We start from the raw sequence: 21,647 nt of genomic DNA on the forward strand, positions 1-21,647 counted from the left end.
AAAAGTACATTACGTGTTTTTTAGTTTGTTTGAACGAAAGTTCATTTTGTTTTCGTTCTTAAGTTGATGGGCATGTGACGGGACCCCTATAAGTTCTTTTTTAATAGTAATAATGCAATAAGGAGAAAATTAACTTTCTTCTTATTGCATTATTGCTGGCTAAGTAGTTTAGAGTTTCTTGTCCTAAGTACAAAAAGTTTAGACTTTCATGTCCCGTTATTAAGACAAGAAAGTACCTACAAAGTTTATGATAAGGACTATTTTCCAACGATTGTTCATGAGATTTTAGTTTAGAGATTCATGTCTTTGTACATTACAGAAGCAAATCCATGTGATCTTATGGGTACGTGTAGGTTTAAATGTAGGTTACTTTTCTACTCTGTAACAAGTTTAAATATATAGTATATAAAAAATAAACAAGATAGATATGCTAGTCTATAGCTACTAGTGATTGGGTGTGTAGTAGGTATATATAAAGAACCCGACATTTGTGCCAGGCTCTTTTGGGTTATATTTGAGATTAGAGTTTGTTAAATTTAGTCTTTATTTCTTCTTTTTCTTTTCGCTCATCTTTTGGTGTACGCGTGAAGCATACGGAAATATTCTTTGTACCAATAAGCTTATGAGCATCGGGTAAAAGTTTTTCCGTTTTCGCTTTATTTTCTAAACTCCGTTTTTTTCCATTTAAATCATTATTAAGGAAACTGCGAAAATATATTTTGTCTTGTTCATTATCTTTACTGGTAGGATATGAATATGAACAAGCCAATCTATCCTTAAGCAGAATATTAGCTTTTGTTGGAATAGCGTTATGTAGAGCCTTGAAAAAATATAGTGGTTTAAAAGGACCGTTTTTATTATAATCAATTTCCAGGAACTCACAAAGTTTTTTGTATAAAATCTTATTCAGATCTGCTAATGGTAAGTGAAACGATTTGTAATTTTCTTCATTTTTGTATATTAACGGTAATTCCAAAAATTCGTTAGTGCCTCTTTTAAATAAGCCCAATGTGTATACTTTATTTGCTGTATCATCATAACTTTTTTTATCATCTATATCCCTTCCAGCGGCGTATTAGTGTTGATGGGGCATTTTCTTTTACAGGTTCATTATGACATATTTTAGTTATTGATATCATTAGAATAAAGAGATTATTTTTTAATGAATTAACAAATAAAAACCCTCCATTATCAGGAGGGTTTTGCTTTCTAAATAATTTACTTTTAAATTGTAGTCCTAATATTTTATTGTAACGGTCCTAATAACCCCATAATTTCTTTGGCTTTTTGGTTTTCAATGCTATAGTAAATTTCTAATCCTTGACGATTACCTCTTATAACCTTCCCTTTCATTTTAGATAAATGTTGGGAAACTGTTGATTGTGGAATGTTTAAAATTTCGGTCATTTGGGTTACATTTAGTGTTTTATGTTTAGAAAGCTCACTGATCAGTTTTAAGCGCATTGGGTGTGCCATAACCTTTAAAAGCTCTACATCCTCTTCTAAAATCGTATTTTCTACGTGTTGATTCGCAAAACTTGTCATAGTATCTTCTCCCCTTATTTGTTCTCTTCTCTTCTAATGTCATATAACTTCTGTAATACCTAATATCATTATATTTGAATGTTCTTTGTGAATTATAATAACTAAATTATACAATATCAATTTGTGTTAGTAGTGTAGTTAATGTGTGGTTTGTATGAAGTTTTAATTTGTAATGGTCTGAATGTAGCCTATTTATTAGACGGGACAAAATAATAAAGTATTATTAGGTAATAATATTTAAGTCATTAAGTATACAGGTAAGATTAGATTAGACTTGAATTAATACTTTACATAAACCATAACTAATTAAGTTGCCAAGCTCCTTTGCTTATTGCAAACTTTATGTTGTTTTCCGTTTATTACTAATTTTAGAATTACGTAGATATTATAAATTTCCGAATCTATATTTAACTATTTTAATGTTTATATATTAAAAAGTTTAAGGATATGTGTTATTATTTATATTGCAGGAATCATAGCTACCCTGCTTTTTTTAGTTACTAAGGAGGAGTGCAATGATGAGAGTTTTAATCGAGTTTTTGTTATTTATGTGTTGCCTTGCTTCTATTTTTCAGCTTGCATTGGTAATTAGACGTTATATGGCCATAAAAAAAGATTGGTTATTATGTAAAACAAAAGTCTTTAGTCAATCATGTGTGACTGGTTGTTATATTCTAGCTTTTTTTGTATTGAGATTCTATTAAGAACCTTTTATATAAGAATGGATACTAATGAATTTTAATTACCTTAGAACAAAAAAAGAACTTAGAAACCATAATACATAAAGGTTATAAGTTCTTTTTTGCTATTGAAACATTAAGTTACTGGCAGGTTTATTATCCATTTTACGAGAGTTTACAATTTCCGTATTACTCCCTCATTAATTCCAGTCATATAATCTCCATACATATTCCTTGCGAAAAGCTCGTTTTGTACTCCTAATTCCCATTTTTCGTTTGTAGCAGCTGCAAGATAAATAAACATATCTTTAACATGTAATTCAGTCTTCTTTTTATCATAATTGTCATAATTACTAAAGGAACTTATATACCTACAATACATCTCAAACAAGTGAGTTTCATCAAAATAAGTATCTCCTATGACACTGTAAACATGATCATTTCCAAAAAGGAACTCTGTCATTTTCGATATTAGGTCAAATTGATGCTCCTTTAGTACAAACCATTCTGCACCAAGGTGCTTAGTTTTTTCTGGTTCTGATTTATCATAACGAACTGCAGATGCAAGTTTAGAAATGTAGCTTCCTGTTATCACCACTAGCATATCTGCTAATTGTAATCCAACAAATTCTTTAGAATCCTTCTCTTCCATTATATTGCCAAACCCAATATTCTCAAATGGCTTAGAAGGTATTCCCTGATCAAGAATTAGTGTAGATTGCTCAGGTTCCCATATACCGTGTAACTTATTCTCACTTAACCATAAATCAACATCAGAGCTTACCTTTTCCCAGTCAAATGATACTTTTTCAAATACCACATCATTAGCTAATTTCTTCCCATTCCCAATGTCCTTTATCATTTTTTTGTAATATGCTATTTGGTTCCTCATTCTAGCAATATTCTTATGTTTTGCCACAAATTCTTTCAAATCTTTTTGAATAGAGTATAGTATTTCATTGATTGTTTTTTCTGGATCAAAAAGATTTCTAATAACCTCTTCAGATGCTTCTAATTCACAATATTTTGTGAGACTGTATTTAAACAAAATAGCAGAGTCGATAAATCTTTTTGCTTCCAGTTGGAGAATCCACTGTGTAAGTCTAGCATCAATAACCATCGACATTTTATTTACTGAAAATAGTAAGTTAGAGACATTTGCATCTAGTAGCATGTTAAATAAATTTAAATAAAAACTACTATTTACTTCTTTCATACTTGCAACGCCGAAATTGAAATTGCCTTTTAGAATATCAATTCCTTTTAGCTCTTTCTCAACTTTATTTTTTTGTCCGCTTCTATAGTTTTCAACCAGTTCCAGGTATTTTTTGTTAACATTTTCTAGGGAATCTTCTGGAATATAAAGTACATCGGCTACATAAGAACGCATTAAATCATCACCTAGATTTATTCTTCTATCGTCACGGTATGTATTTGGAATTCTGATTGTTTCTTGTGGTCCTTTTTCATCAATAAACACTTGTCCCATTGTTAATCATCCTCTCTTCTACTTAAGTCATTTAATTTTTACTACAATGTAAATGGATAAATAGTACACGCTAAAATTACATTTAACGTTTTTTCTTAATGTTAGTATCTACAAATATATTATATATACGATATATGTGTTTTGTATGGATTTACTGTAAATTTTTTGGTAAGTTTTCACAAAAGTAATCTATATAAAGAAAGCCTTAACTCTAATTTTTATGAATATGCGTATAGTTCAAAAAAGATAAAAGCCCTCCTGTGAATGGGAGAGCTTTTATCTTTCATATAAGTGAATCCGATTTTATGATTTTAAAAATGAATGTCGTCTGTTATACCCCTATAACGCTGACTTCATTATTATACTAATGTATATAACGGAAATCAATATTATAGTAATAGGTAGATTCCCCTGCTGCTCATCTTTTTAATAATAATAGTAACATCATAAAAATTATATTTAAATATATATAGTTTTACGGTTTTAATTATTATATACTTATACAAGTGATTTAGCTCTTTATAAGAGTTGAAATTACGTTATATATAAGGAGTGGTTTGAATGAAAAACAAATTTGTGCGTATGATCATGTTAACGCTGGTAATGATAGTATCAATTTCAGCACTTGCAGCATGTGGAAATAATCGTAACCCTGAAGAAGTTGCTACAGCGTATTTCGAAGATGCAAAAGAAGGAAATGTCAAAGATTTTGGCGAGTTATTCACTCCTGAAGCGAAGAAAATCGTTGCTTTTGTGGGCGGAAATGCAGACCTAATGAAATCAGTTAGCAAGGATCTTAAAAGCTATAAAATCCGAAAAGTTGAAGAGAAAAATGAAATTGCTACAGTAACTGTTGATGCTGTATATAAAGATAATCCTAAAAAAGTAATCGTAATTGAACTAGAGAAAACGGATGATGGTTGGAAAATTAGTAAATCATAAAAAAACGGTCTATAAGAATTCTAGACCGTTTTTTTATTCCCTCAATCTTCTTCTTCAAAATCACGTAAACTAGCAAGTAATTCTGTAAATGTTGAGCAAATAGGATATATTGCTTCCTTTATGTCTTCTTCCTCATGATCCCAGAATACGATTGATGGTGAATCACTCGTATTTCGGTAATCGAAGCATAAAAGATTACCGAATGGATCTCTAGCAAAAGGATAAATTTTATGAGGTAATCTATCTTTCGTATTATTATATGTTTCTAGAATGGAGTATTTTTTATTAGAATCTAGGGTTAAAAGATTATTGAGTGAATTTTCATCTTGATTTGGAATATTAAAGGTATCTGGCGTAGGATATCCACCATCATACTTTTGTACACACTCTATAAAATCATTAGGAAATTTAATATTAAAGTATTGTTCTAATTGTTTAATTTGGTCATTTGTTATTTTGTTCTCATTTGTATTGATCCATGTAATGTGATTCATGACTAAGTACCTCCCTATTTATCGCTATCTTTCCCCCAAATTTTATATCCACCTGTATGACCGGTATCATGATGAGTCTGATAATCTACAAGTTGCATTCTCCCAGCATCTTGATGATGATGCCATGTATAATGCTCTGGCGTTTTCCCTATTTTAAATAATTGAATTTCTTCCTCTGTGAATTTTAAGGCTAATTCAGGATTTTCCATTATTTGTTCATATAATGCTTTACTACACTTTCTAGACTGTGTTGTTCTAGACTTTTTGAAATCTGCCTCTTTTAATAGTACCTCCCCTTTTGATTCAAAAATAGGAAATCCGTCAGCATCGTATGGAATTCCTGTAACTGGGTGCTTGTCTCCTGCTAAGTCTCCTTTTCGCAAACGAATTGTTTTTGGACCATTCGCGCCTTCATAAGTATACGTAGCTGCTTTCTGTAAATATTGTTGTGTACTACCGACACCTGCATATGAGAGATGATTACCACCCTTAAATTCATAATTATTTAATATATGTAATGCATTTCTGTATGCCGGGGAATTAGTTATAAGAGATTTCCCTTTAGTCAGCCCTGTAATAGCAGCTACCTTCCCAACTTGTCCTGCTTTACTAAGACCTTTATCACCCAGAAGCCCGAGTCCTAACGTTGCTATACCATAAGCCAGATAATGCTCTCTACTTTCCAGATCCCCATTCCAAAATTTATTCATAAATGTATCTGATACAGTGTTCCATGCAGCAGGAATAGTCTCCCTATAGTTTACAATTGCGTCTCGCATATTCAACCAGGTTTCTTTATCACCTAAGGATATCAGTCCTTCCCACGCATCCACTGCACCATCTACAAACCCAGTAGAAATACCAGTCCACGCAGCATTTAAATCTTTTTCATTGAAAAATGACTCTTCTGATTTTGGAGGGAGTTTTCCACACATGGCTCCTTCTTGAATATCAGAGTCAACTAAATTTCCTCCATACAATTCATCCGCTTTTCGGAATTTAACAGCTGCACGTTCTAATTCTACTGCGATTTTATCTAATTCTTGCAAGATGTTAAACATCATTGGCTTTGCTTCATTAAACATCTGATAAAAACGTTGACTGCTTGCTCCGCTCCACTGAGAAGCTATATATTCAGTTTGAGAGTATAAATCTTTATGTATATATTCTAATGATGATCTCGTATTTCTTACTGTTTTAGCAGCTTGTTCTAATTGTTCCGGTGTTACCTTTATTTGCGTGCTCATTCCATCCCTTCTTTTCTTATATATTAAGAAAATTATACCATATCATTATTTCATTAATGGTTATCATTTGAAAATATCCATTCCTAAAAGTGAAACGATATCCCATCATAAAAACAACCCTAATTCCTAATGAGAAATTTGGGCTGTTTCTGTTATAAATATGCTTTGTTTTATATTTTGTTTAGACTTATTTCTTTCATTACTGTCAAAGAATCTTAGTTATCTCAAAATTTCTAAATAAAAAAAACGGCATAAACCCCTAAAATAATCGATTTTTCTAAACTAGCACTATATTAAAATTGTTAGTAAAATATTCCATTTATCTAATAATTTGTTATAATCGTATTTAACAAGAATCATTGTTAGTATTTTACAAATTTATGATGTATTCTCCTATCCAGAAAATGAAACATAATGCTACAAAGCCAACAAGATTTATCATTACTTCCTTTTTTGTAGGTCTGTCTCTAAATATAAAAGCAGATAAAAATAACAAAAACACCATTCCATACAACCACCAAACTGTACGAGATATGCTAAACAACCCTATAGACAGTGCAACTACAAAAATCACATAAATACGTTCATTTTTTGAAGTAATCTTACTAAACATATTGACTCCTACCTCCTATTTTTAGAAAATAATTACTTTTCAGATAATGACTGTATAATATATTGTATAAAATTTTTTATGCAAATGAAAGGGGATTATTATGAAAAAAACATTATTGGCTGGAAGTTCATTGGTTTTATTACTAAGCTCAGGGTTTGCATTTAGTTCAACAACGCAAGCAGCAGAGAACAAGGAAGGAAATTCACCTACAGTTTCTTACAACCAGGATGTATCAAAAGAAAATAGAGCAATTGATATTAGTTCATTACCTCAACAAGATTTAGACTCTTTATTCCTAAATGGACAAGCTCCATTGAATCCAATAACACCTAAAGATTCAGATCAAATTCAATATGTTCACCCAACAGCTGGTACATTCAACTGGAAATATGTAACGACAACTTATGGAAACAATGTATTTTATAATGCCTCATATCGTTTTATGGTTAACGCAGCTATAGCAGGTTTAGGTGCTGGAGTTATAGCGAAAATTGGCAATGCTTTTGCTTCTGGTGTAGCAGGGTATGTAGTAGGCGGTCTTTCTCTTCCTAAGGGTAAAAACTATTGGTGGACTGTACAAAAATGGCAGGATCAAGATGCATACAATGTTTATGTTAAATACAATATTAAGGTTTATTCTGATTCTGGACGTACTAAATTAGTTGATTCCTATAGCGAGCAATTTGCACAAAGATATCGATAAATTGTTTGCTGTAAAATATATAAAAGACTATCTATCAAGAGGGTTTGCTTGTTTTGAAAACAAGCAAACCCTTCACTATAAAACTACTTTTATTCTTTATATCATTTACATTAGGAATCACTGTATAAACCTCTAAATTTAGCCCCTCATATTTCCAAACGTTGACCAAAAAATAAAAATATGGTATGTTTACTTTAGATTAGTTATATATTGAATGCATATTCAGTATATATAAAGTATAGTACTTAACTGAATTGCATAAACTAAAAAAGACGAGATGCTGTCAACATCCCGTCTCATAACTGCTACTGTCAAGGTGGCCGTTATTATGCATTATCTTTTTCTTTTAGACCCTCGCTTGTACTTTGGTCGGTGAAGCGCGGGTTTTTTGTTGTCTTTTTTTTCGAATTGCTTTTTCAGTGCGTATGCTGAAACTTCACGCACAACTGCTCTTGCAATTTCTTTTAAAAGTTCAAATAAAAATTCCATGTTATATCACCCCCTTTCCTTCCAAATGGAAAGAAGGGATAATAACAAGCCCACCTTCACACGATATACAGTTATACTTCTATTTTACCATACTTCAACACTCTAAAATAGAAAATCTGTCCAATTTTAGTCTGTATATAATCTTTGAGTTAATGAGTTTTACAAGAAATTAGTTTACTATAATTTAAATATGTATACTGTATTTCTTTGATTTTTCATAATTGTCCTTAGTTTTATATGCTATTTTTTGAGAATATAAATTTCAAATAAAAGTTGTATATTTTTTTGATGTGTTCCGCAATGTATCTCTGCCTAATCCTCTAACTTACTCATTTGCCTACTAAGTTTCAGATGAAATCTTTATATTTATAATCCTGGTATCATTATCTCTTATATCTCACATCTTTCTTTTCACACATTTCTCATTTTAAATAAAGCGCACTTGTAATTATTCATTGTCTCTTCCTCTATTTTCTAATTTATATATATTAACCCTTTTTTTTGTAATTGTAGTGATTTTTTCAGTGATGTCCCCGAAAAACGACCTCTCAAAATCATCTGTAATCATTTTTAAAACTTCAGATAATGCAATTACACTTGAAAGATAAAAAACTTCTTAGAAACAAAAATAGACCCCTTATAACGTTTTTTCGTTTTTTAGGGATCTATTCTCTCTGGGATTTCTATTCTTCTATGTCTTCTTTTACTTCTGCAGATAAAATGTCTTCAGCAAACTTCTTGTAGCCATTATACCCTTTCTTCGCAGCCTTTTTCTTTATTGCTTCTACTACCTTTTCATCAAGATAGAGACTTAAATGCTGCTTTTTTTCTTTCGATTCCTTTTTTGATCGGTTTTCAATTTTTCCTTTGAAAACTTCCAAATCCTTTTTTAAGTACAATCGTTCAGTAGATTTCCCTTTAGCAATCTCTTTAAAGGGCAATATCCCATCTTTAGCGGCATTATGAACGTAAGTCTTAGACTTATTTAGAAATTCAGCTGCTTCTTTTAATGTTAAAGAGTCTTTGTATAATTCCTCTAACTTTTTTACATCTTTTTTCTCAAAGCGATATCCGCCATCTGCTTTCCAGGTAGCCAGATTGATAGGTTCGATCTGTTTATATTTAATTAAATAGCCTAATTGATTTTTTGTTAAACCTACCCTATCGCATACCTCTTCTAAAGATAAATAGTCCATTTCTCACCTCGTCCGAAACTTTCATTCTAGCTGTTGTTTAAATTTTCTTAGTTGATACTTTGTTAAACCTGTTTCTTTTACTACATCTGTAATTGAGTACTCCTTATACTGCAGATACTTAAATGGATTCTCCATATAACGTTCTCGTACTTTATTAAATGTACTCTTTTTCGATAAAGAATTCAATTGCTCTCCTTTCTCTCGGATGGAATCGAAAATGGGACAACCTTTACAATGTTTGTAGTTTCTCTGTTTTGCCTGTTCTTGCTCATCTGTACAATTCACTGATAGGTTGTTCAGAGGGCAAATTGAACAATGGGTATCTTCTAAATTATGGATTTCTTGTAAAATTTTCAGACGAAGACTAGTCAAAAAAAATCTCCTCCTACCGCATTTGGATTGAAATGTACAAAAAAAATCAATTAAACATTTCTATTATACATTACCTAGACAGAAACGTTAAATTTTAATTCGAAAATATTTATTTAAACATTTCATTTTATACCACAATAAATAATGCATTTATTGTGGTATAATTAGAACTATAAAATTTTATATAAAAATATTTGTTTAATATTTCATTCTATAAAAGGTTGTGTTTAAATTTGAATATTATAAATTACGAACATAATAACCAAATTGTAAAATCAAAATCAGATTTTTTTGATAGCAGTCATTTTGAAAAAATTATGGGTTTGGGTATCCGTAATATTGACTACTCCCAATTAAGTGAAGAATCATTAGTTTATTTATTTTTACACGATGAGCCTTCTTTAACGAAAAATAGAAGTGAGCGAACAAAACAACAGTATCTGCACGATCTTTCTCATTTTCTTCGCTACATAAAAGAAGCAATCGGAACCATCCAGGAGTTATCCCATAATGACATGGAAATCTACTTCTATGAATTAAGTAAGAAATATGCTGCCACTACATTACGTAAAAAGAAAACAGTAGTTCAGCAGTTTTTAAAATATGTGTATGATAATAACGGACTCTCAGACAACTTTAGTAGTCGCCTTAAAAAAGTATCCGTAAAAAAAGAAGAGCTAGTCAATCGTGACCTTTATCCAGAAGAAGTTACCCAGATATTAGATGAACTGAAAAAATCCAACTATTTTGTTTACACTGCATTTTTCCTGTTAACTACAACAGGACTACGAATCGAAGAAATCGCAACTGCTAAATGGGCAAATTTGGTCTTTCATTCATCTTTAAATGCCTATCTACTTCGTGTAGTTGGTAAAGGGAATAAAAGTAGGGAAGTTCGTATCTTTGAAGATACATTGGATGCTTTATGCCATGTTCGAAGTTTACGTAAACAAACAACAAAACTAGATGCATCGAATACCTCCGCTTTTCTCCCTAAAGCTGATGGATCAAATTATAGAGCAGACTATCTATCTTCTCTTGTGGCAAAAAAAATTGAAGAAACAAATTTAACTTTTCTGCGCTATCGACAGGATAGAATTACTCCTCACACTTGTAGGCACTTCATGGCTAATTACTTAATGGAAAAGGGTATTGAATTAAAAAAAATTAGGGACTATTTAGGACATGAGTCTATTATGACGACGGAACGTTATTTAAGAGAACGTACAAGACGTCAAAACTTGGCCACAATAGATATCGGAAATTCATTATTTTAGTAAGTATATATAATAGGAAGATTCTCGATTCGATGTGTCGATTTTAGGAGTTAAAATTTCAATTCAATTCGGTTCTCGTTTTCAGTTTGTGAATTCTTCACATACATTTCACGAATTTCAAAATCGATATTTAGGAAATATCCCTAAAAACAACAAATGCGATTGCCTCTACTGAGACAATCGCATTCGAATTATTTAAGGCTCAACCCATTCCACTTCCAGGATCAGCCATTCTAGCTAATAATTGTTCTGAATCTTTTTTCACTAATTTGTTTGGTTGCTCTTTACTACCAGCAGCGGTGTAAACAATTCCTGCCGCTAAAACGATACTTGTTAATATAAATAATATTTTCTTCATATAGCACCACCTTCGTACATTATACCATTTCCATTAAATTCTACCACTATTTTTTTAGGGAATCTACAATAGAAGCGATTCCCAGCGCACTCTAGTAGCATAATTGACTTTTCAATTAAAGAAATATCATTCTTTGCTATCCCTAAATAGCAATATTGCATCGGTGTGAGCATACCATTTTTCTTTTCTAAATCACTCAGGATTTCAACTGCTTTCTTGTGATTCCCTCTAATAATTTCTAAAAAAGATTTTTCTGCAGAATGATATATATCAATATTCTCCAATTCTTGCTTATTCACTAACTTAATAAAAGCATAGGTGTTAAGAATTGATTGCTTTCTTTGTTTTTCCCTTTCAAAATTACATGGTCCTAACTGCTTTAGTGCCTTCTTCATATACCAAGATGCACTATCATAACAATCAAAGGTATATGATTCTGCTATATAAGCAAGTGCTGATGCTCTTAAAAGGTGGAAACAATTTTTAGGATCATCTATCGCTAAAATTTCCTTACATAATTTCCTAGACATTTCAAGGTTATCTTGTACTAAATAGGCATACGCTAATCCTTCTTTAATCCTACCTAAATAAGATGACTTAATAAAACTATCGGTAATTGCATTAATATCTGGAAGCAACATCTCGGCATACTCGAACAGAGAATTCTATTTTTCTAAATCATACATAGTGTAGTAAGTTAATATACCACATAAGACCTTCATCTCGATTGTCTTAATTATCTTACTCCCCTTATGGTCTTCAAGCCTGGATAACAATTCCTGCTTTTTAATCGTCCCGTTACTTCTAAGTAATACCATTTCATATACATAAGCCCACTCTCTATTCATTGCGAGTGAAGATTTTCTCTCTCGATCTACCAATAACTTGAGAAGTGATAAGTCACCTTTTGCATTCGCATATTCCATGGCAATCCTCAAGTTTTTCTTACTTGTTGTGACAGAACAGAAAGTGTGTAACATCTTTCTCTGTTTATGAAAATCACTCGGATATAATATATTAAGTAACTTGATTAAATTCCAAAATCCAAATTGGTTTTTTCCAGTTAAATTTTTAGAAAGAGTTCCAGGAGAAATACCAACTATTTTAGCAATATCTTCTTGATTTTTTCTTTGGAAATCAATTTCATCAATAATTCTATCCAAGAATTTCTTCAATGTTTGTTCCAAAGTTTTATCTTCTTTCTTAAGCATTTCGTTCATATTATTTCCCCTTCTAAATCTAAAAAAGAATGCTGCAATATCTCTTATTATATTATTCCAACCTAATGTTAGTATATGGTATTTTACCATAAGCATATCAAAAAATGTGTTATTTGTAGTCGTTATAACAGGATAACTGCATATGCAATTATGCATAAGTGTATCAAATGGCAAACTAAAAGGAGTCGAAGATGTTCGACTCCTTTTTTTACTTATTTTTTAATTTCAGCAAACTTATAGTTAAATTCTCCACCAAAGTCGTTTGTTACAATTCCGTTAATAGAGGAACGCTGTAAGTATGATCTGCCTGATTGATAAAATGGTGCGACCGCTCCATCTTCTAATAATATTTTTTCTGCTTGTTTCATTGCCTCCCAACGAGCAGTTTCATTACCAGCTAAATCTGTTTTCACTTGATGAATTAGTTCATCATATGCCTGATTTGAATACTTATCAAAGTTATAGCTACTATCTGTCGCGAATATATCTAAAAATGTGATTGGATCAGGAATATCGGGAGCCCATACATCAACACCTAAATCATAATTACTATTTAGTAGCAATTGAATTTGTTGTTTGCGTGGCTGCGGCTTCACATTGACCGTTAATCCCTCTAAATTCTTTTCTAATTCACCTTTTAAGTACTCCGCATTCTTTTTAGCAAACACATTATCACTTGTAAGCAATTCTAATGTTACCTGTTCTTTCCCAAGTTCTTGCTTTGCTTTCTTCCAGATTTCCTTCGCTGCTTTCACATCATCTTTTACTAATTTTCCATTTTCCTTTCGGAAGTCTTTTCCGTCCGAACTTTTAGCAAAATCGACTGGTATAAAACCGTCTGCAGGAAGAGAACCATTATTCAAAACTGTATCTACAAAGGCTTTCTTATTCATTGCTTGACTGATTGCCAAGCGAGCATTTTTATTTTTTAATACTTCATTCTTTTGATTCATACGTAGGAATTGCACTGTAACTTCAGAACGTTCTTTGAAGTCGGGATTCTTTCTATATTTATCTACAAACTCACCTGTTAGTCCTACACGGTCAAGCTGACCTGATTCATATAGATTTATTTCTGTTGATTTATCTTTCACAATATCAAAGTTAATCGCATCTAATTTCACTGTTTTAGAATCCCAATAGTTAGGATTCTTTTTCAACTGAAAACCTTGTTCATGCTTCCAATTATCCAATGTAAACGCTCCGTTATAAACCAATTTGCTTGCTTCTAAGCCATACTGCTTTCCTTGTGATTCAAAATACCTTTCGTTAATGGGTAAAAACGTTGCGAACGTTGTCAATTCGATAAAATAAGGGACAGGCTGCTCTAATTGCACCTCTAATGTTTTATCATCTATTGCTTTTACCCCTAACTGATCTACAGGTAGCTCTTTACTATTAATTCTCTTTGCATTCTTTATATCAAAGAATAGAAAAGCATATTCTGCTGCTGTATCGGGATTCACAGCACGTTTCTAAGAAAACGCGAAGTCAGCAGCTGTTACAGGTGTTCCGTTTGACCATTTCGATTCTCTCAAATGAAACGTGTACGTTTTTTTATCCTCACTTACGTCATAAGATTGTGCCACTCCAGGAATCAATTTATTATCTTCTCCTAGTGTGTACAGACCTTCAAAAACATTACGCATTACATTCATTGATTCACTATCAGTTGCCTTTGTTACATCCATTGTTGGAATCTCCGCTATATACGGTAAATTAATGGATTGTTTTGTTTCATTCTTGTTAGTTGCCTTTGCTGTATTTTTAGTCTCTTTCTCTCCACTACAAGCAGTTAATAGAAAACTAGTACATAAAACAGAAGCAACAACCGATGTAACCTTTTTAAACATCTTACTTTCTTCCTCTCTACATGTATGGTTTATATAATTAAATTATCTGTATATGGAATTTTATAGAATATCAGAAGAGAGTTTTTCATTCTCTAAACGTATTTCAGCATCTATTCTCATATATGTAGCATCTAAATAATAAACCCTTTATTACTTTAATATTAAAAACGTAGCATTCTAGAGATTATTGTGTCAATCACTAATGAATAATTTAAACGTGGTAGGTGAAATTATGTCGATAAAATAGACAAAATTATTCCCAACAAATACGAATATCCAAGTTATATAAAAACTAAAGGTTAACTAGCATATTTGAATGCCTGAATGTATTTTTTATTCATTGTTACTTGTTGGTATTTTCTTTAATTTAGGTGTTTCAGACCAAATTATCTTATGTGCCATGAATACGACGAAGGAAAAATAAACTACATATCCAATAGAAAAAATCATGAAATTAAAAACTGTTCCTCCAATATCATCTGGGAAAGTATTCAAAAGAAATCTAAAAGGAACATTATTAGGGTTAAGTATTACAGGAAAGAAATATAGCCAAAAACCTATTGTAACGATTACTTTTAATAACAAACCAACTTTATTCATCTCAATTCCCCATCCTTTCTCGCCGCTTTTTATTTAATAAGATATTTAGCTCCTTCTAATTTACCTACTAAATTCCGCCTTCTCTTTGAATAAGGGAAAGGATAGCAACTCGACCGCCTTCACAATATACAATTACTTATTTAAGTTTACCATTTTCATCCCCTTAGCATCTACTAACATAGAAGAATACAGTAGGAAAGAACTAGTAAAACTAAATGAAGATGTATTGTGTTATTTTCTCCACTTCACTCATCCCCAAAAGATCCAACAGGATTTCTTTTTGTCTGATGCATAGATTATATTCATATGTTACCTTTAAAATAAACATATATTTTCCTATGATTTTTTTGGTTGGAGATTACCTCCCCACCAAGATATCTTCTGGTAACAATTTTGTAGTCGTCATATAATATAAATATCAATCTCTAAAACTACGAAATGTGAAATTACAAATTCAAATGGAGGATTCTTATGGATATATCCTTGAAAATAAGCAAGTCTCAAGATCCGCATAATACAGCTATTAAAAACATTTCTTCCGTATTAAAAAAAGAATGGCTTACAAGTTATGATTACAAAAGACAAAAACCTACTCACTATCAAAGTCAAAGGGCACCGGGGGATCTCTTCACAGCACAGACTATAAAACCGATTCTATATCTAACAAAATTGACTCACGCTGCTTTATATGAAGATCACAACCTAGTATCATCTTTTCTTAAAAAAGATGATACCGCCTGGAAAGAAGTTTTAAAACATAACAAAAACGGCGGATTATGTATTTACGCAAGTGTTTTACTTCACTATTTGTTATTGGCGTCAAATGAAATATCCAAGAATAAATTATCCTTTATGCAAGGCTATTATCACCATGAATTCCACGATCAACATATACTTAAAAATATGTATCAAAACGGTGTATTCGGACTTCATTCTTATCTTCTCTATGAAGGGTACGTAGTTGACACTACAATCCATCAAATTGCCTTTAATTATTATCCTGGTGAACACAAAGAATTTAATTTCATCGGCGAAATCACCGGTGGTATTAACCTATATGGCTTTAAAGAGACAAATAAAACTGTACATAAATACGCGAAAAAGTTTGCTAGAGATTCCGATAAGACTATTGAAGCTTGGATTAACTATCACCAATCAATAATGAATGAATACATTTCAAATCAAATTTCGCTTCTAAATGATAAAAAGGACTTTTGATTAATTCAAAGGGTCCTTTTTTCTAAAATACATATTGTGTTAGATAAAATCTTTAATGTAATTAGCTATGTCACTAGAAAACAGTGCCATAATTGTAACAACTATATACATAGCAAATAACGATTTTGCTTTTTTCCTCTCATCTGCTTGTTCTTTTTGAAGAGTGATATAGTAAAGAGATGTTAATAGAGTTCCAATAAAGACAAATATCAGGATTATTCTTTGGAGTATGACAGCTTGTTCTTCAGCTATTTGCATAAGAGTTTCAACGTCAGCTTTTAATAATATGTTCAGTCCAACCATTACATATAGAACTAGTAAGGTTAATTTAAGGAAAGTTAATTTTTTCATTTTTATAGTATTCCTCTCTCTTAAATTGTATCGTGAAATACTTTTAATATGGTTTATAACTGTATAAAATAATCTTACTTTACTAAGTGTTGCTGAATTTCTTTAATTAAAAGTTCAGCCCCTTCAGGACTAAGAACAATTTGTCCATTAGCTAATGACATGTTTTTTTCTGAAATATCACCAGTTATTGTACAAGCATCATATGACTTGTATTTTTGTAGTATTATCTTTTCACCTTCTACAAATATTTCTATAGGATCTTTTTCTGCGATTCCTAATGTTCTTCTCAATTCTTTCGGTAGAACAATACGTCCTAATTCATCTATTTTACGTGTAACACCTGTTGATTTCATGCTTTACCACCCTTTTATTTGTTTTTTAAATCGTTCAGTTCTTTTAATAAATCTTCATGTTTCTCACATAATCTATATACATCTAATAACAATTGTCTACCATTTATTGCTCCCCATTGATTAGATATGTTAACACCATGCAAACATTTGATTAAATCTGGATTCAATATGGCATTTTTTATTTCATCTATACTCATTTTCATTTCTTCTTTAGGCATTTGCTCTTTCTCCTTCGGATCTATCTATCACATATGGACAGACGTACTAAATGATGTATTTTGGGTATCATTTGCATTTAATACTACAATTTTATCGATAAGATTAATTGCTTTATCCAACGAAATGTTTTTTTCATAACATTTATAGCCTAGTTCTAAAGTTAAAAGTGTAGCTTCACTTAAAAGTGATTGTTTTTGAATCTCCTCAATTTCTTTTCCTCTTTTACGAAGATTAATATACTGTTCAATTGACATAATTTTATGCTCCTCTCGCTACAATTACATATCTAAATTACTATTATCATCTTTTATTTCGTTTTCTCTCTCTTTAGCTTCTAACATAAAGTTAGCATAAATCATTATCTTTTCTAATCCATCTTTCGTTGCATTATAATCTGTGATATAGCGTTCTTTTCTTCCTGGACTCATATATTTGTTATTTTTCATTTCGTTTATTGTTTCTATATTTAAGATTTTTCCCTTTCCTTTTAATTCGTTCACGAGTTTTAAATTAATAGCTAGACCTATACTCCAAAGAATCAAGCCAATAACGAAGGAAAGTAATAGATGTACTGAAAGAGAATTATCAATGATCATGAAATAGAGAAAATAGATAACTGAGATTGTCCACAAAAATGGATTGTAGTACTTTTGAATTTTTTTATATTTTTTTATTTTTATTTCGTGTTGCTTTTTTCTCATTTCAAGAGTCTCTAACATGTAAAAGCTCCTTTTAATTAGTTAACTAAGCTTTTTTTTAGCGTTGAGTATAAACATTACATTTTCACGGTAGGTCTATAGTTATACGTTACCTTTCCAAGCAAGCGTGCCTCCAATTATTAAAAATATAAAACAATAGATAGCTATTTCTACATAGTTTTTTCCGAAAAATGGAATTAATTCACTGATATTCAAGTTAAATCCCCCTATATTTGTAATTAAATTCGGCTCAAATGTGATTTTTCTTTAGAAAAATCACATGCTGCTATTATTGATTAATCCTTTCCATGAGTAGATTTAGAATATAGTCATAAAATTCACCAGAAAAGGATATAAAACAGTATGAGAGCATTAATACTGTTGTTGAAAGAAGTATTATTAATGCTTGTCCTTTCCAATTGCATTCGCCTATATCTTTAAGCTTAAAAGATATAGCTAGTACAAGTGGACTTATACAAACTAATGGTATAGTGAACTTATTTAAGGGCATGCTACCTCCAATAACGCTCCCTAAAATTAATCCACAAATTAAAGTTGATAATATCACTGGTCGCTTTGTGGTCATTTTATTTTGTCCTTTCATTTCATTTATTTAATTAATAATAGACTATATTGTATAAGTTATTTACTTTTAAAAGTAAATAACTGAAGAAATCTACTATATTAATGCGTTAAAATTGGAGTAATTTTTTCGATTATCATATTATGTTCCATATCACGTGTAAAGATAACTTTAAATACCCCTTTTTCACTGGTTACTTTCGAATAATCCTCATAATCTTCGACTAATAAATTATCTCTAGTCGTTCCCAGTTCTGTTTCTAATAGCCTTGTTTTATCATCTATTTGCTTTTGTTCAAGGTCTCTCAAGTTTAATGCAAGTACTGCAAGATTATGATCCACTTCTTTACCAGAGTTATATATCGATATGGAAAGAATAGATATCATCACTATTATAAATACTGTAGGTAAAGGATTTTCGCGTATAGAACTCAAATCGTTATTTATACCGAATACTAACATTGCGCCAGCAATTATAACGATTGAAATTGCTAGTATTGCTAGTGTTTGCATAATACGTTCCCCTCCCATAATTATTGTATTCGCTCAAAACAACGACATAATTTGATTCAACAACTGGAAAACTGTAAGTAGAAAAAACAAGAATTTTAAATAGAATTAATTTCTTTAATCTTTTCCATCATCATTATTGCTTGTAATAGATGAAAACAAAGCAACACCCATCGCCTTCTTATTACTACTAGAATACCCTCTATATGTTGTTTTTCCAACAATCATCCGTTTCATTAATATCAAAGTAATTAGTAATATAGATACACAACCCACTATCCATAAACAAGACCAAAATAAATTAATCAAATCATTGAAATTATTCATTTAAATCCCCCATTATTAAATAATTTATATTCATAGTCTATTCGCTTTAAAAAGAGCAAGCAGCAAGAAGAATCCTAACAAGCATAAAATTGTTATATTCAATGAGATCCCTGTGTAATGACCAATTGTTACCGTCAAATTATTATAAGTAGGTTCAAATTTATCTTTAAACATAAGTAAAATTCCCGAACTAATTAAACAAATAATTGCTCCAGTTAATCTAATTATGTCTGGAGCATAAAGCTGCTTAGTTTTTAGCCAAAGAACAATAATCGTTGCTAGGGTAACTATAGAAAAGATAAAGATTGATATGATAAGAGTTAAAAGTCCCATCGTGGTACCCCCCTTTCGTTTAATTATAGTTCATAATCAATAAATAAAACTTTATATATTAATTATATAATGAATGTAGGGATTAAACAACAATAAACTTCATGAAGTTTATTGTTGTTTAATTAAATTGATAGAAACTCAATAGTAATGCTATTATATAAATATGAAAAAATTAAAGGGTGTTTAATATGACTAAAAAGAAACATTATAAAGTAGTGAATAGAAAACAATTATCTACAACATTAGCCAATGATTTGAATGAAAGATTGGAAAAACTTAAAGAAGATACAAATATACCTAAAACAAGACTATTAGACCAGGCAGTTTCACTGTTATTACTCTTTCAATCCAATTCTACTAATGCTTTCATTAGTGAAATGAACGAATTAAAAGAGCAAAAAGGGCTTAATAGTAGTGAACTCACAGATTATATTTTAAATAGTCTAAAGAAGGAATAACATTGTTTTATCTAGACTACTAGGAAACAATCTATGGGTATGGTACTAATTGCATCAAAAGTATAGGCACGTTATAATGGTCACCTAATTACATATAACGAGGTGTAGAAAATGAATAAGACTGAATTAACAAGAGTAGTAGCAGAAAAAGCAGAACTTACACAAAAAGATGCAGCTGCAGCAACACAAGCTGTATTAGATACAATTACAACGGCGCTAGCAAATGAGGAGAAAGTTCAGATTCTTGGATTTGGTACATTTGAAGTACGTGAAAGATCTGCACGTACAGGACGTAACCCACAAACAGGTGAAGAAATGCAAATCGCTGCTTCAAAAGCGCCTGCTTTTAAGGCTGGAAAAGAATTAAAAGATGCAGTGAAATAATTACATATAGTAAAAAGGGTTTGATATGAATATCAAACCCTTTTTAGACTAACTTAGTTTTAAATATAGAAAAATTTAATTTTCCTAATTATATTTGAAATGAATTTACTAATTTGATAAAAACATAATATATGTAAATTTACATGTATAAATACTTATTTTAATGTTATACTAGATTTAACCAAGAAGCATCCAACAATTTATGATTAATCACTACATTTTCTTTCATAGTATGTCAACGTAAAAAAGACACTTTCTATAGTGTCTTTTTTTACGTTTCTAGATGAATACATTTACTACAACTTATATTTGGCAATTTTTATCGATGTCAGCTGCGAACCAGTCAATCTTTCCCGTTTCTTCTTTTGATTCTTCAATGGTATTAACGCAAAATATTATTATAGACATCTCTTTTTTGGAAATAATACACCTATGTTAGCTTTTTACACTCTAAAATAAAGTCAATATCTTCGCAAGTAGTATCCTCATTGTAAATACGTTCAATAACTTCTGCTGCATACTCTTTATCTTCATATGTTTCTGCTAATCTCTTTAGATAGTTTTTTAAAATTTGTATTGCTTCTTCCTGGTCTAGATTATTTTTCATTAATTCAGGGTTGAAATATCCCAATTCGTACACTCCTTTTCATTAATGTAATGATGATTTCTCTCTCTTTTCTCGCATATATAATGCAAATTGTATTACTTCTTCTTTCTCAAATTACTCCCTTCTGTTGCTCCTTGTCTAGCAGTTCAAATAACACTAATCTAGTTGTTTATTCTATAAGAAGTCTTCTCAAAACGGGGTGCTGCCAACACTTTGCCCCCCACGTTAAACAATGGAATACTAAACTGATTTTTTAATAGATTGAATAATATAATCGCACACAAACTCATCTACGCTTTGATCTATATTAAATTTCATATTTAAAGCTCTGCTAATTTCATCAATAAACATTGCTAAATAACCGATATCCGTAGAGTCATTCCTGTCTTTTGTATTAAAATATGGAGCAATATTAGTGAATAATTTTTCGTATTCTAGATAATTCTTTTTATTGTCAACAACGATTCAAATTTCCCCAATTTCAACGAAATGAAATTCCCCATTATGAACGGCTAAATCGTTGTTTGGG

At 30.8% G+C, this 21,647-nt stretch carries 25 protein-coding genes and 3 pseudogenes; 6 read left to right on the top strand and 22 right to left on the bottom strand.

Going from position 1 to position 21,647, the window contains the following annotated elements; all coding sequences use genetic code 11:
• Window positions 1-520: 520 nt before the first annotated feature.
• From PDQ68_RS26680 to PDQ68_RS26690, 3 genes and pseudogenes are all read right to left on the bottom strand, one after another.
• Window positions 521-1,063 (bottom strand): annotated as a pseudogene (locus PDQ68_RS26680) (DUF6037 family protein); the annotation flags it as partial.
• Between the two features lie 182 nt (window positions 1,064-1,245).
• Window positions 1,246-1,545, bottom strand: a complete 300-nt coding sequence (pagR, locus tag PDQ68_RS26685; protein ID WP_000200275.1) for a transcriptional repressor PagR — start codon at window positions 1,543-1,545, stop codon at window positions 1,246-1,248.
• 855 nt (window positions 1,546-2,400) lie between these two features.
• Window positions 2,401-3,714, bottom strand: coding sequence for a hypothetical protein (locus PDQ68_RS26690; protein ID WP_000531859.1), 1,314 nt, complete (start codon window positions 3,712-3,714; stop codon window positions 2,401-2,403).
• A gap of 561 nt (window positions 3,715-4,275) precedes the next feature.
• Here PDQ68_RS26690 and PDQ68_RS26695 point away from each other — a divergent pair.
• Window positions 4,276-4,656 carry a DUF4878 domain-containing protein gene (locus PDQ68_RS26695; protein WP_000790845.1) on the top strand — a complete coding sequence of 127 codons (381 nt, stop codon included), beginning with the start codon at window positions 4,276-4,278 and terminating at the stop codon, window positions 4,654-4,656.
• A 41-nt stretch (window positions 4,657-4,697) separates the two neighbouring features.
• Here PDQ68_RS26695 and PDQ68_RS26700 read toward each other — a convergent pair whose 3' ends face one another.
• The 3 genes from PDQ68_RS26700 to PDQ68_RS26710 all read right to left on the bottom strand — a co-directional run bounded on the left by PDQ68_RS26700 (window position 4,698) and on the right by PDQ68_RS26710 (window position 7,010).
• Entirely contained in the window at window positions 4,698-5,150 is a 453-nt protein-coding gene (locus PDQ68_RS26700; protein WP_001015690.1) for an SMI1/KNR4 family protein, read from the bottom strand.
• Between the two features lie 14 nt (window positions 5,151-5,164).
• Window positions 5,165-6,397, bottom strand: a complete 1,233-nt coding sequence (locus PDQ68_RS26705; protein ID WP_000107160.1) for a WXG100 family type VII secretion target — start codon at window positions 6,395-6,397, stop codon at window positions 5,165-5,167.
• A 370-nt stretch (window positions 6,398-6,767) separates the two neighbouring features.
• Entirely contained in the window at window positions 6,768-7,010 is a 243-nt protein-coding gene (locus tag PDQ68_RS26710) for a hypothetical protein (protein ID WP_000491739.1), read from the bottom strand.
• Between the two features lie 100 nt (window positions 7,011-7,110).
• On the opposite strand from PDQ68_RS26710, the gene PDQ68_RS26715 reads away from it, so the two are divergent.
• Window positions 7,111-7,713, top strand: coding sequence for a hypothetical protein (locus PDQ68_RS26715; protein ID WP_000751950.1), 603 nt, complete (start codon window positions 7,111-7,113; stop codon window positions 7,711-7,713).
• A gap of 333 nt (window positions 7,714-8,046) precedes the next feature.
• On the opposite strand, the gene PDQ68_RS26720 is transcribed toward PDQ68_RS26715, so the two are convergent.
• The 3 genes from PDQ68_RS26720 to PDQ68_RS26730 all read right to left on the bottom strand — a co-directional run bounded on the left by PDQ68_RS26720 (window position 8,047) and on the right by PDQ68_RS26730 (window position 9,770).
• Window positions 8,047-8,202, bottom strand: coding sequence for a hypothetical protein (locus PDQ68_RS26720; protein ID WP_000394773.1), 156 nt, complete (start codon window positions 8,200-8,202; stop codon window positions 8,047-8,049).
• 683 nt (window positions 8,203-8,885) lie between these two features.
• Window positions 8,886-9,398, bottom strand: a complete 513-nt coding sequence (locus PDQ68_RS26725; protein ID WP_000386112.1) for a helix-turn-helix domain-containing protein — start codon at window positions 9,396-9,398, stop codon at window positions 8,886-8,888.
• A gap of 21 nt (window positions 9,399-9,419) precedes the next feature.
• Complete coding sequence (locus PDQ68_RS26730) at window positions 9,420-9,770, bottom strand: zinc-finger domain-containing protein (protein WP_000202840.1); 351 nt, start codon at window positions 9,768-9,770, stop codon at window positions 9,420-9,422.
• Between the two features lie 233 nt (window positions 9,771-10,003).
• On the opposite strand from PDQ68_RS26730, the gene PDQ68_RS26735 reads away from it, so the two are divergent.
• Window positions 10,004-11,047 carry a tyrosine-type recombinase/integrase gene (locus tag PDQ68_RS26735; protein ID WP_001021536.1) on the top strand — a complete coding sequence of 348 codons (1,044 nt, stop codon included), beginning with the start codon at window positions 10,004-10,006 and terminating at the stop codon, window positions 11,045-11,047.
• Window positions 11,048-11,249: 202 nt separating this feature from the next.
• Here PDQ68_RS26735 and PDQ68_RS26740 read toward each other — a convergent pair whose 3' ends face one another.
• The 4 genes and pseudogenes from PDQ68_RS26740 to PDQ68_RS26755 form a co-directional block, all read right to left on the bottom strand.
• Window positions 11,250-11,405 carry a hypothetical protein gene (locus tag PDQ68_RS26740; RefSeq protein ID WP_000721800.1) on the bottom strand — a complete coding sequence of 52 codons (156 nt, stop codon included), beginning with the start codon at window positions 11,403-11,405 and terminating at the stop codon, window positions 11,250-11,252.
• A pseudogene (locus PDQ68_RS26745) lies at window positions 11,402-12,625 on the bottom strand (AimR family lysis-lysogeny pheromone receptor). The gene PDQ68_RS26740 and the pseudogene PDQ68_RS26745 overlap by 4 nt, the downstream one beginning before the upstream one ends.
• 212 nt (window positions 12,626-12,837) lie before the next feature.
• Window positions 12,838-14,478: pseudogene (locus PDQ68_RS26750) on the bottom strand (peptide ABC transporter substrate-binding protein).
• A gap of 333 nt (window positions 14,479-14,811) precedes the next feature.
• A complete protein-coding gene (locus PDQ68_RS26755; protein WP_001045035.1) occupies window positions 14,812-15,078 on the bottom strand; it encodes a hypothetical protein in 267 nt (88 codons plus the stop codon).
• 471 nt (window positions 15,079-15,549) lie between these two features.
• Here PDQ68_RS26755 and PDQ68_RS26760 point away from each other — a divergent pair, with 471 nt between their 5' ends.
• Window positions 15,550-16,296, top strand: coding sequence for a hypothetical protein (locus PDQ68_RS26760; RefSeq protein ID WP_000355315.1), 747 nt, complete (start codon window positions 15,550-15,552; stop codon window positions 16,294-16,296).
• Between the two features lie 39 nt (window positions 16,297-16,335).
• On the opposite strand, the gene PDQ68_RS26765 is transcribed toward PDQ68_RS26760, so the two are convergent.
• The 8 genes from PDQ68_RS26765 to PDQ68_RS26800 all read right to left on the bottom strand — a co-directional run bounded on the left by PDQ68_RS26765 (window position 16,336) and on the right by PDQ68_RS26800 (window position 19,669).
• Window positions 16,336-16,647, bottom strand: coding sequence for a hypothetical protein (locus PDQ68_RS26765; RefSeq protein ID WP_000736945.1), 312 nt, complete (start codon window positions 16,645-16,647; stop codon window positions 16,336-16,338).
• 74 nt (window positions 16,648-16,721) lie between these two features.
• Window positions 16,722-17,000 carry an AbrB/MazE/SpoVT family DNA-binding domain-containing protein gene (locus PDQ68_RS26770; RefSeq protein WP_000843050.1) on the bottom strand — a complete coding sequence of 93 codons (279 nt, stop codon included), beginning with the start codon at window positions 16,998-17,000 and terminating at the stop codon, window positions 16,722-16,724.
• Window positions 17,001-17,014: 14 nt separating this feature from the next.
• The gene (locus PDQ68_RS26775; protein ID WP_001123650.1) at window positions 17,015-17,218 is read right to left on the bottom strand and encodes a hypothetical protein; all 204 of its coding nucleotides are present in this window, start codon (window positions 17,216-17,218) and stop codon (window positions 17,015-17,017) included.
• Window positions 17,219-17,245: 27 nt separating this feature from the next.
• Window positions 17,246-17,473, bottom strand: a complete 228-nt coding sequence (locus tag PDQ68_RS26780; protein WP_000021286.1) for a hypothetical protein — start codon at window positions 17,471-17,473, stop codon at window positions 17,246-17,248.
• Window positions 17,474-17,497: 24 nt separating this feature from the next.
• Entirely contained in the window at window positions 17,498-17,938 is a 441-nt protein-coding gene (locus PDQ68_RS26785; RefSeq protein ID WP_000894492.1) for a hypothetical protein, read from the bottom strand.
• A 663-nt stretch (window positions 17,939-18,601) separates the two neighbouring features.
• Complete coding sequence (locus tag PDQ68_RS26790) at window positions 18,602-19,012, bottom strand: hypothetical protein (RefSeq protein WP_001193818.1); 411 nt, start codon at window positions 19,010-19,012, stop codon at window positions 18,602-18,604.
• A 114-nt stretch (window positions 19,013-19,126) separates the two neighbouring features.
• On the bottom strand, window positions 19,127-19,336 hold the full coding sequence (locus tag PDQ68_RS26795; protein ID WP_001058761.1) for a hypothetical protein: 210 nt from the start codon (window positions 19,334-19,336) through the stop codon (window positions 19,127-19,129).
• Window positions 19,337-19,366: 30 nt separating this feature from the next.
• Window positions 19,367-19,669 (bottom strand): hypothetical protein, encoded by a 303-nt coding sequence (locus PDQ68_RS26800; protein ID WP_000523775.1) that lies wholly within the window; start codon window positions 19,667-19,669, stop codon window positions 19,367-19,369.
• Between the two features lie 188 nt (window positions 19,670-19,857).
• Here PDQ68_RS26800 and PDQ68_RS26805 point away from each other — a divergent pair, with 188 nt between their 5' ends.
• Window positions 19,858-20,127 (top strand): ribbon-helix-helix domain-containing protein, encoded by a 270-nt coding sequence (locus tag PDQ68_RS26805; protein WP_000162599.1) that lies wholly within the window; start codon window positions 19,858-19,860, stop codon window positions 20,125-20,127.
• 111 nt (window positions 20,128-20,238) lie between these two features.
• Window positions 20,239-20,511: an HU family DNA-binding protein gene (locus tag PDQ68_RS26810; RefSeq protein WP_001043958.1), complete on the top strand. Its 273-nt coding sequence runs from the start codon at window positions 20,239-20,241 to the stop codon at window positions 20,509-20,511.
• Window positions 20,512-20,941: 430 nt separating this feature from the next.
• Here PDQ68_RS26810 and PDQ68_RS26815 read toward each other — a convergent pair whose 3' ends face one another.
• Window positions 20,942-21,142: a hypothetical protein gene (locus PDQ68_RS26815; RefSeq protein ID WP_000540345.1), complete on the bottom strand. Its 201-nt coding sequence runs from the start codon at window positions 21,140-21,142 to the stop codon at window positions 20,942-20,944.
• Between the last annotated feature and the right edge of the window lie 505 nt (window positions 21,143-21,647).

This window comes from Bacillus cereus group sp. Bc010 (assembly GCF_027716745.1).
Taxonomy (GTDB): domain Bacteria; phylum Bacillota; class Bacilli; order Bacillales; family Bacillaceae_G; genus Bacillus_A; species Bacillus_A pacificus.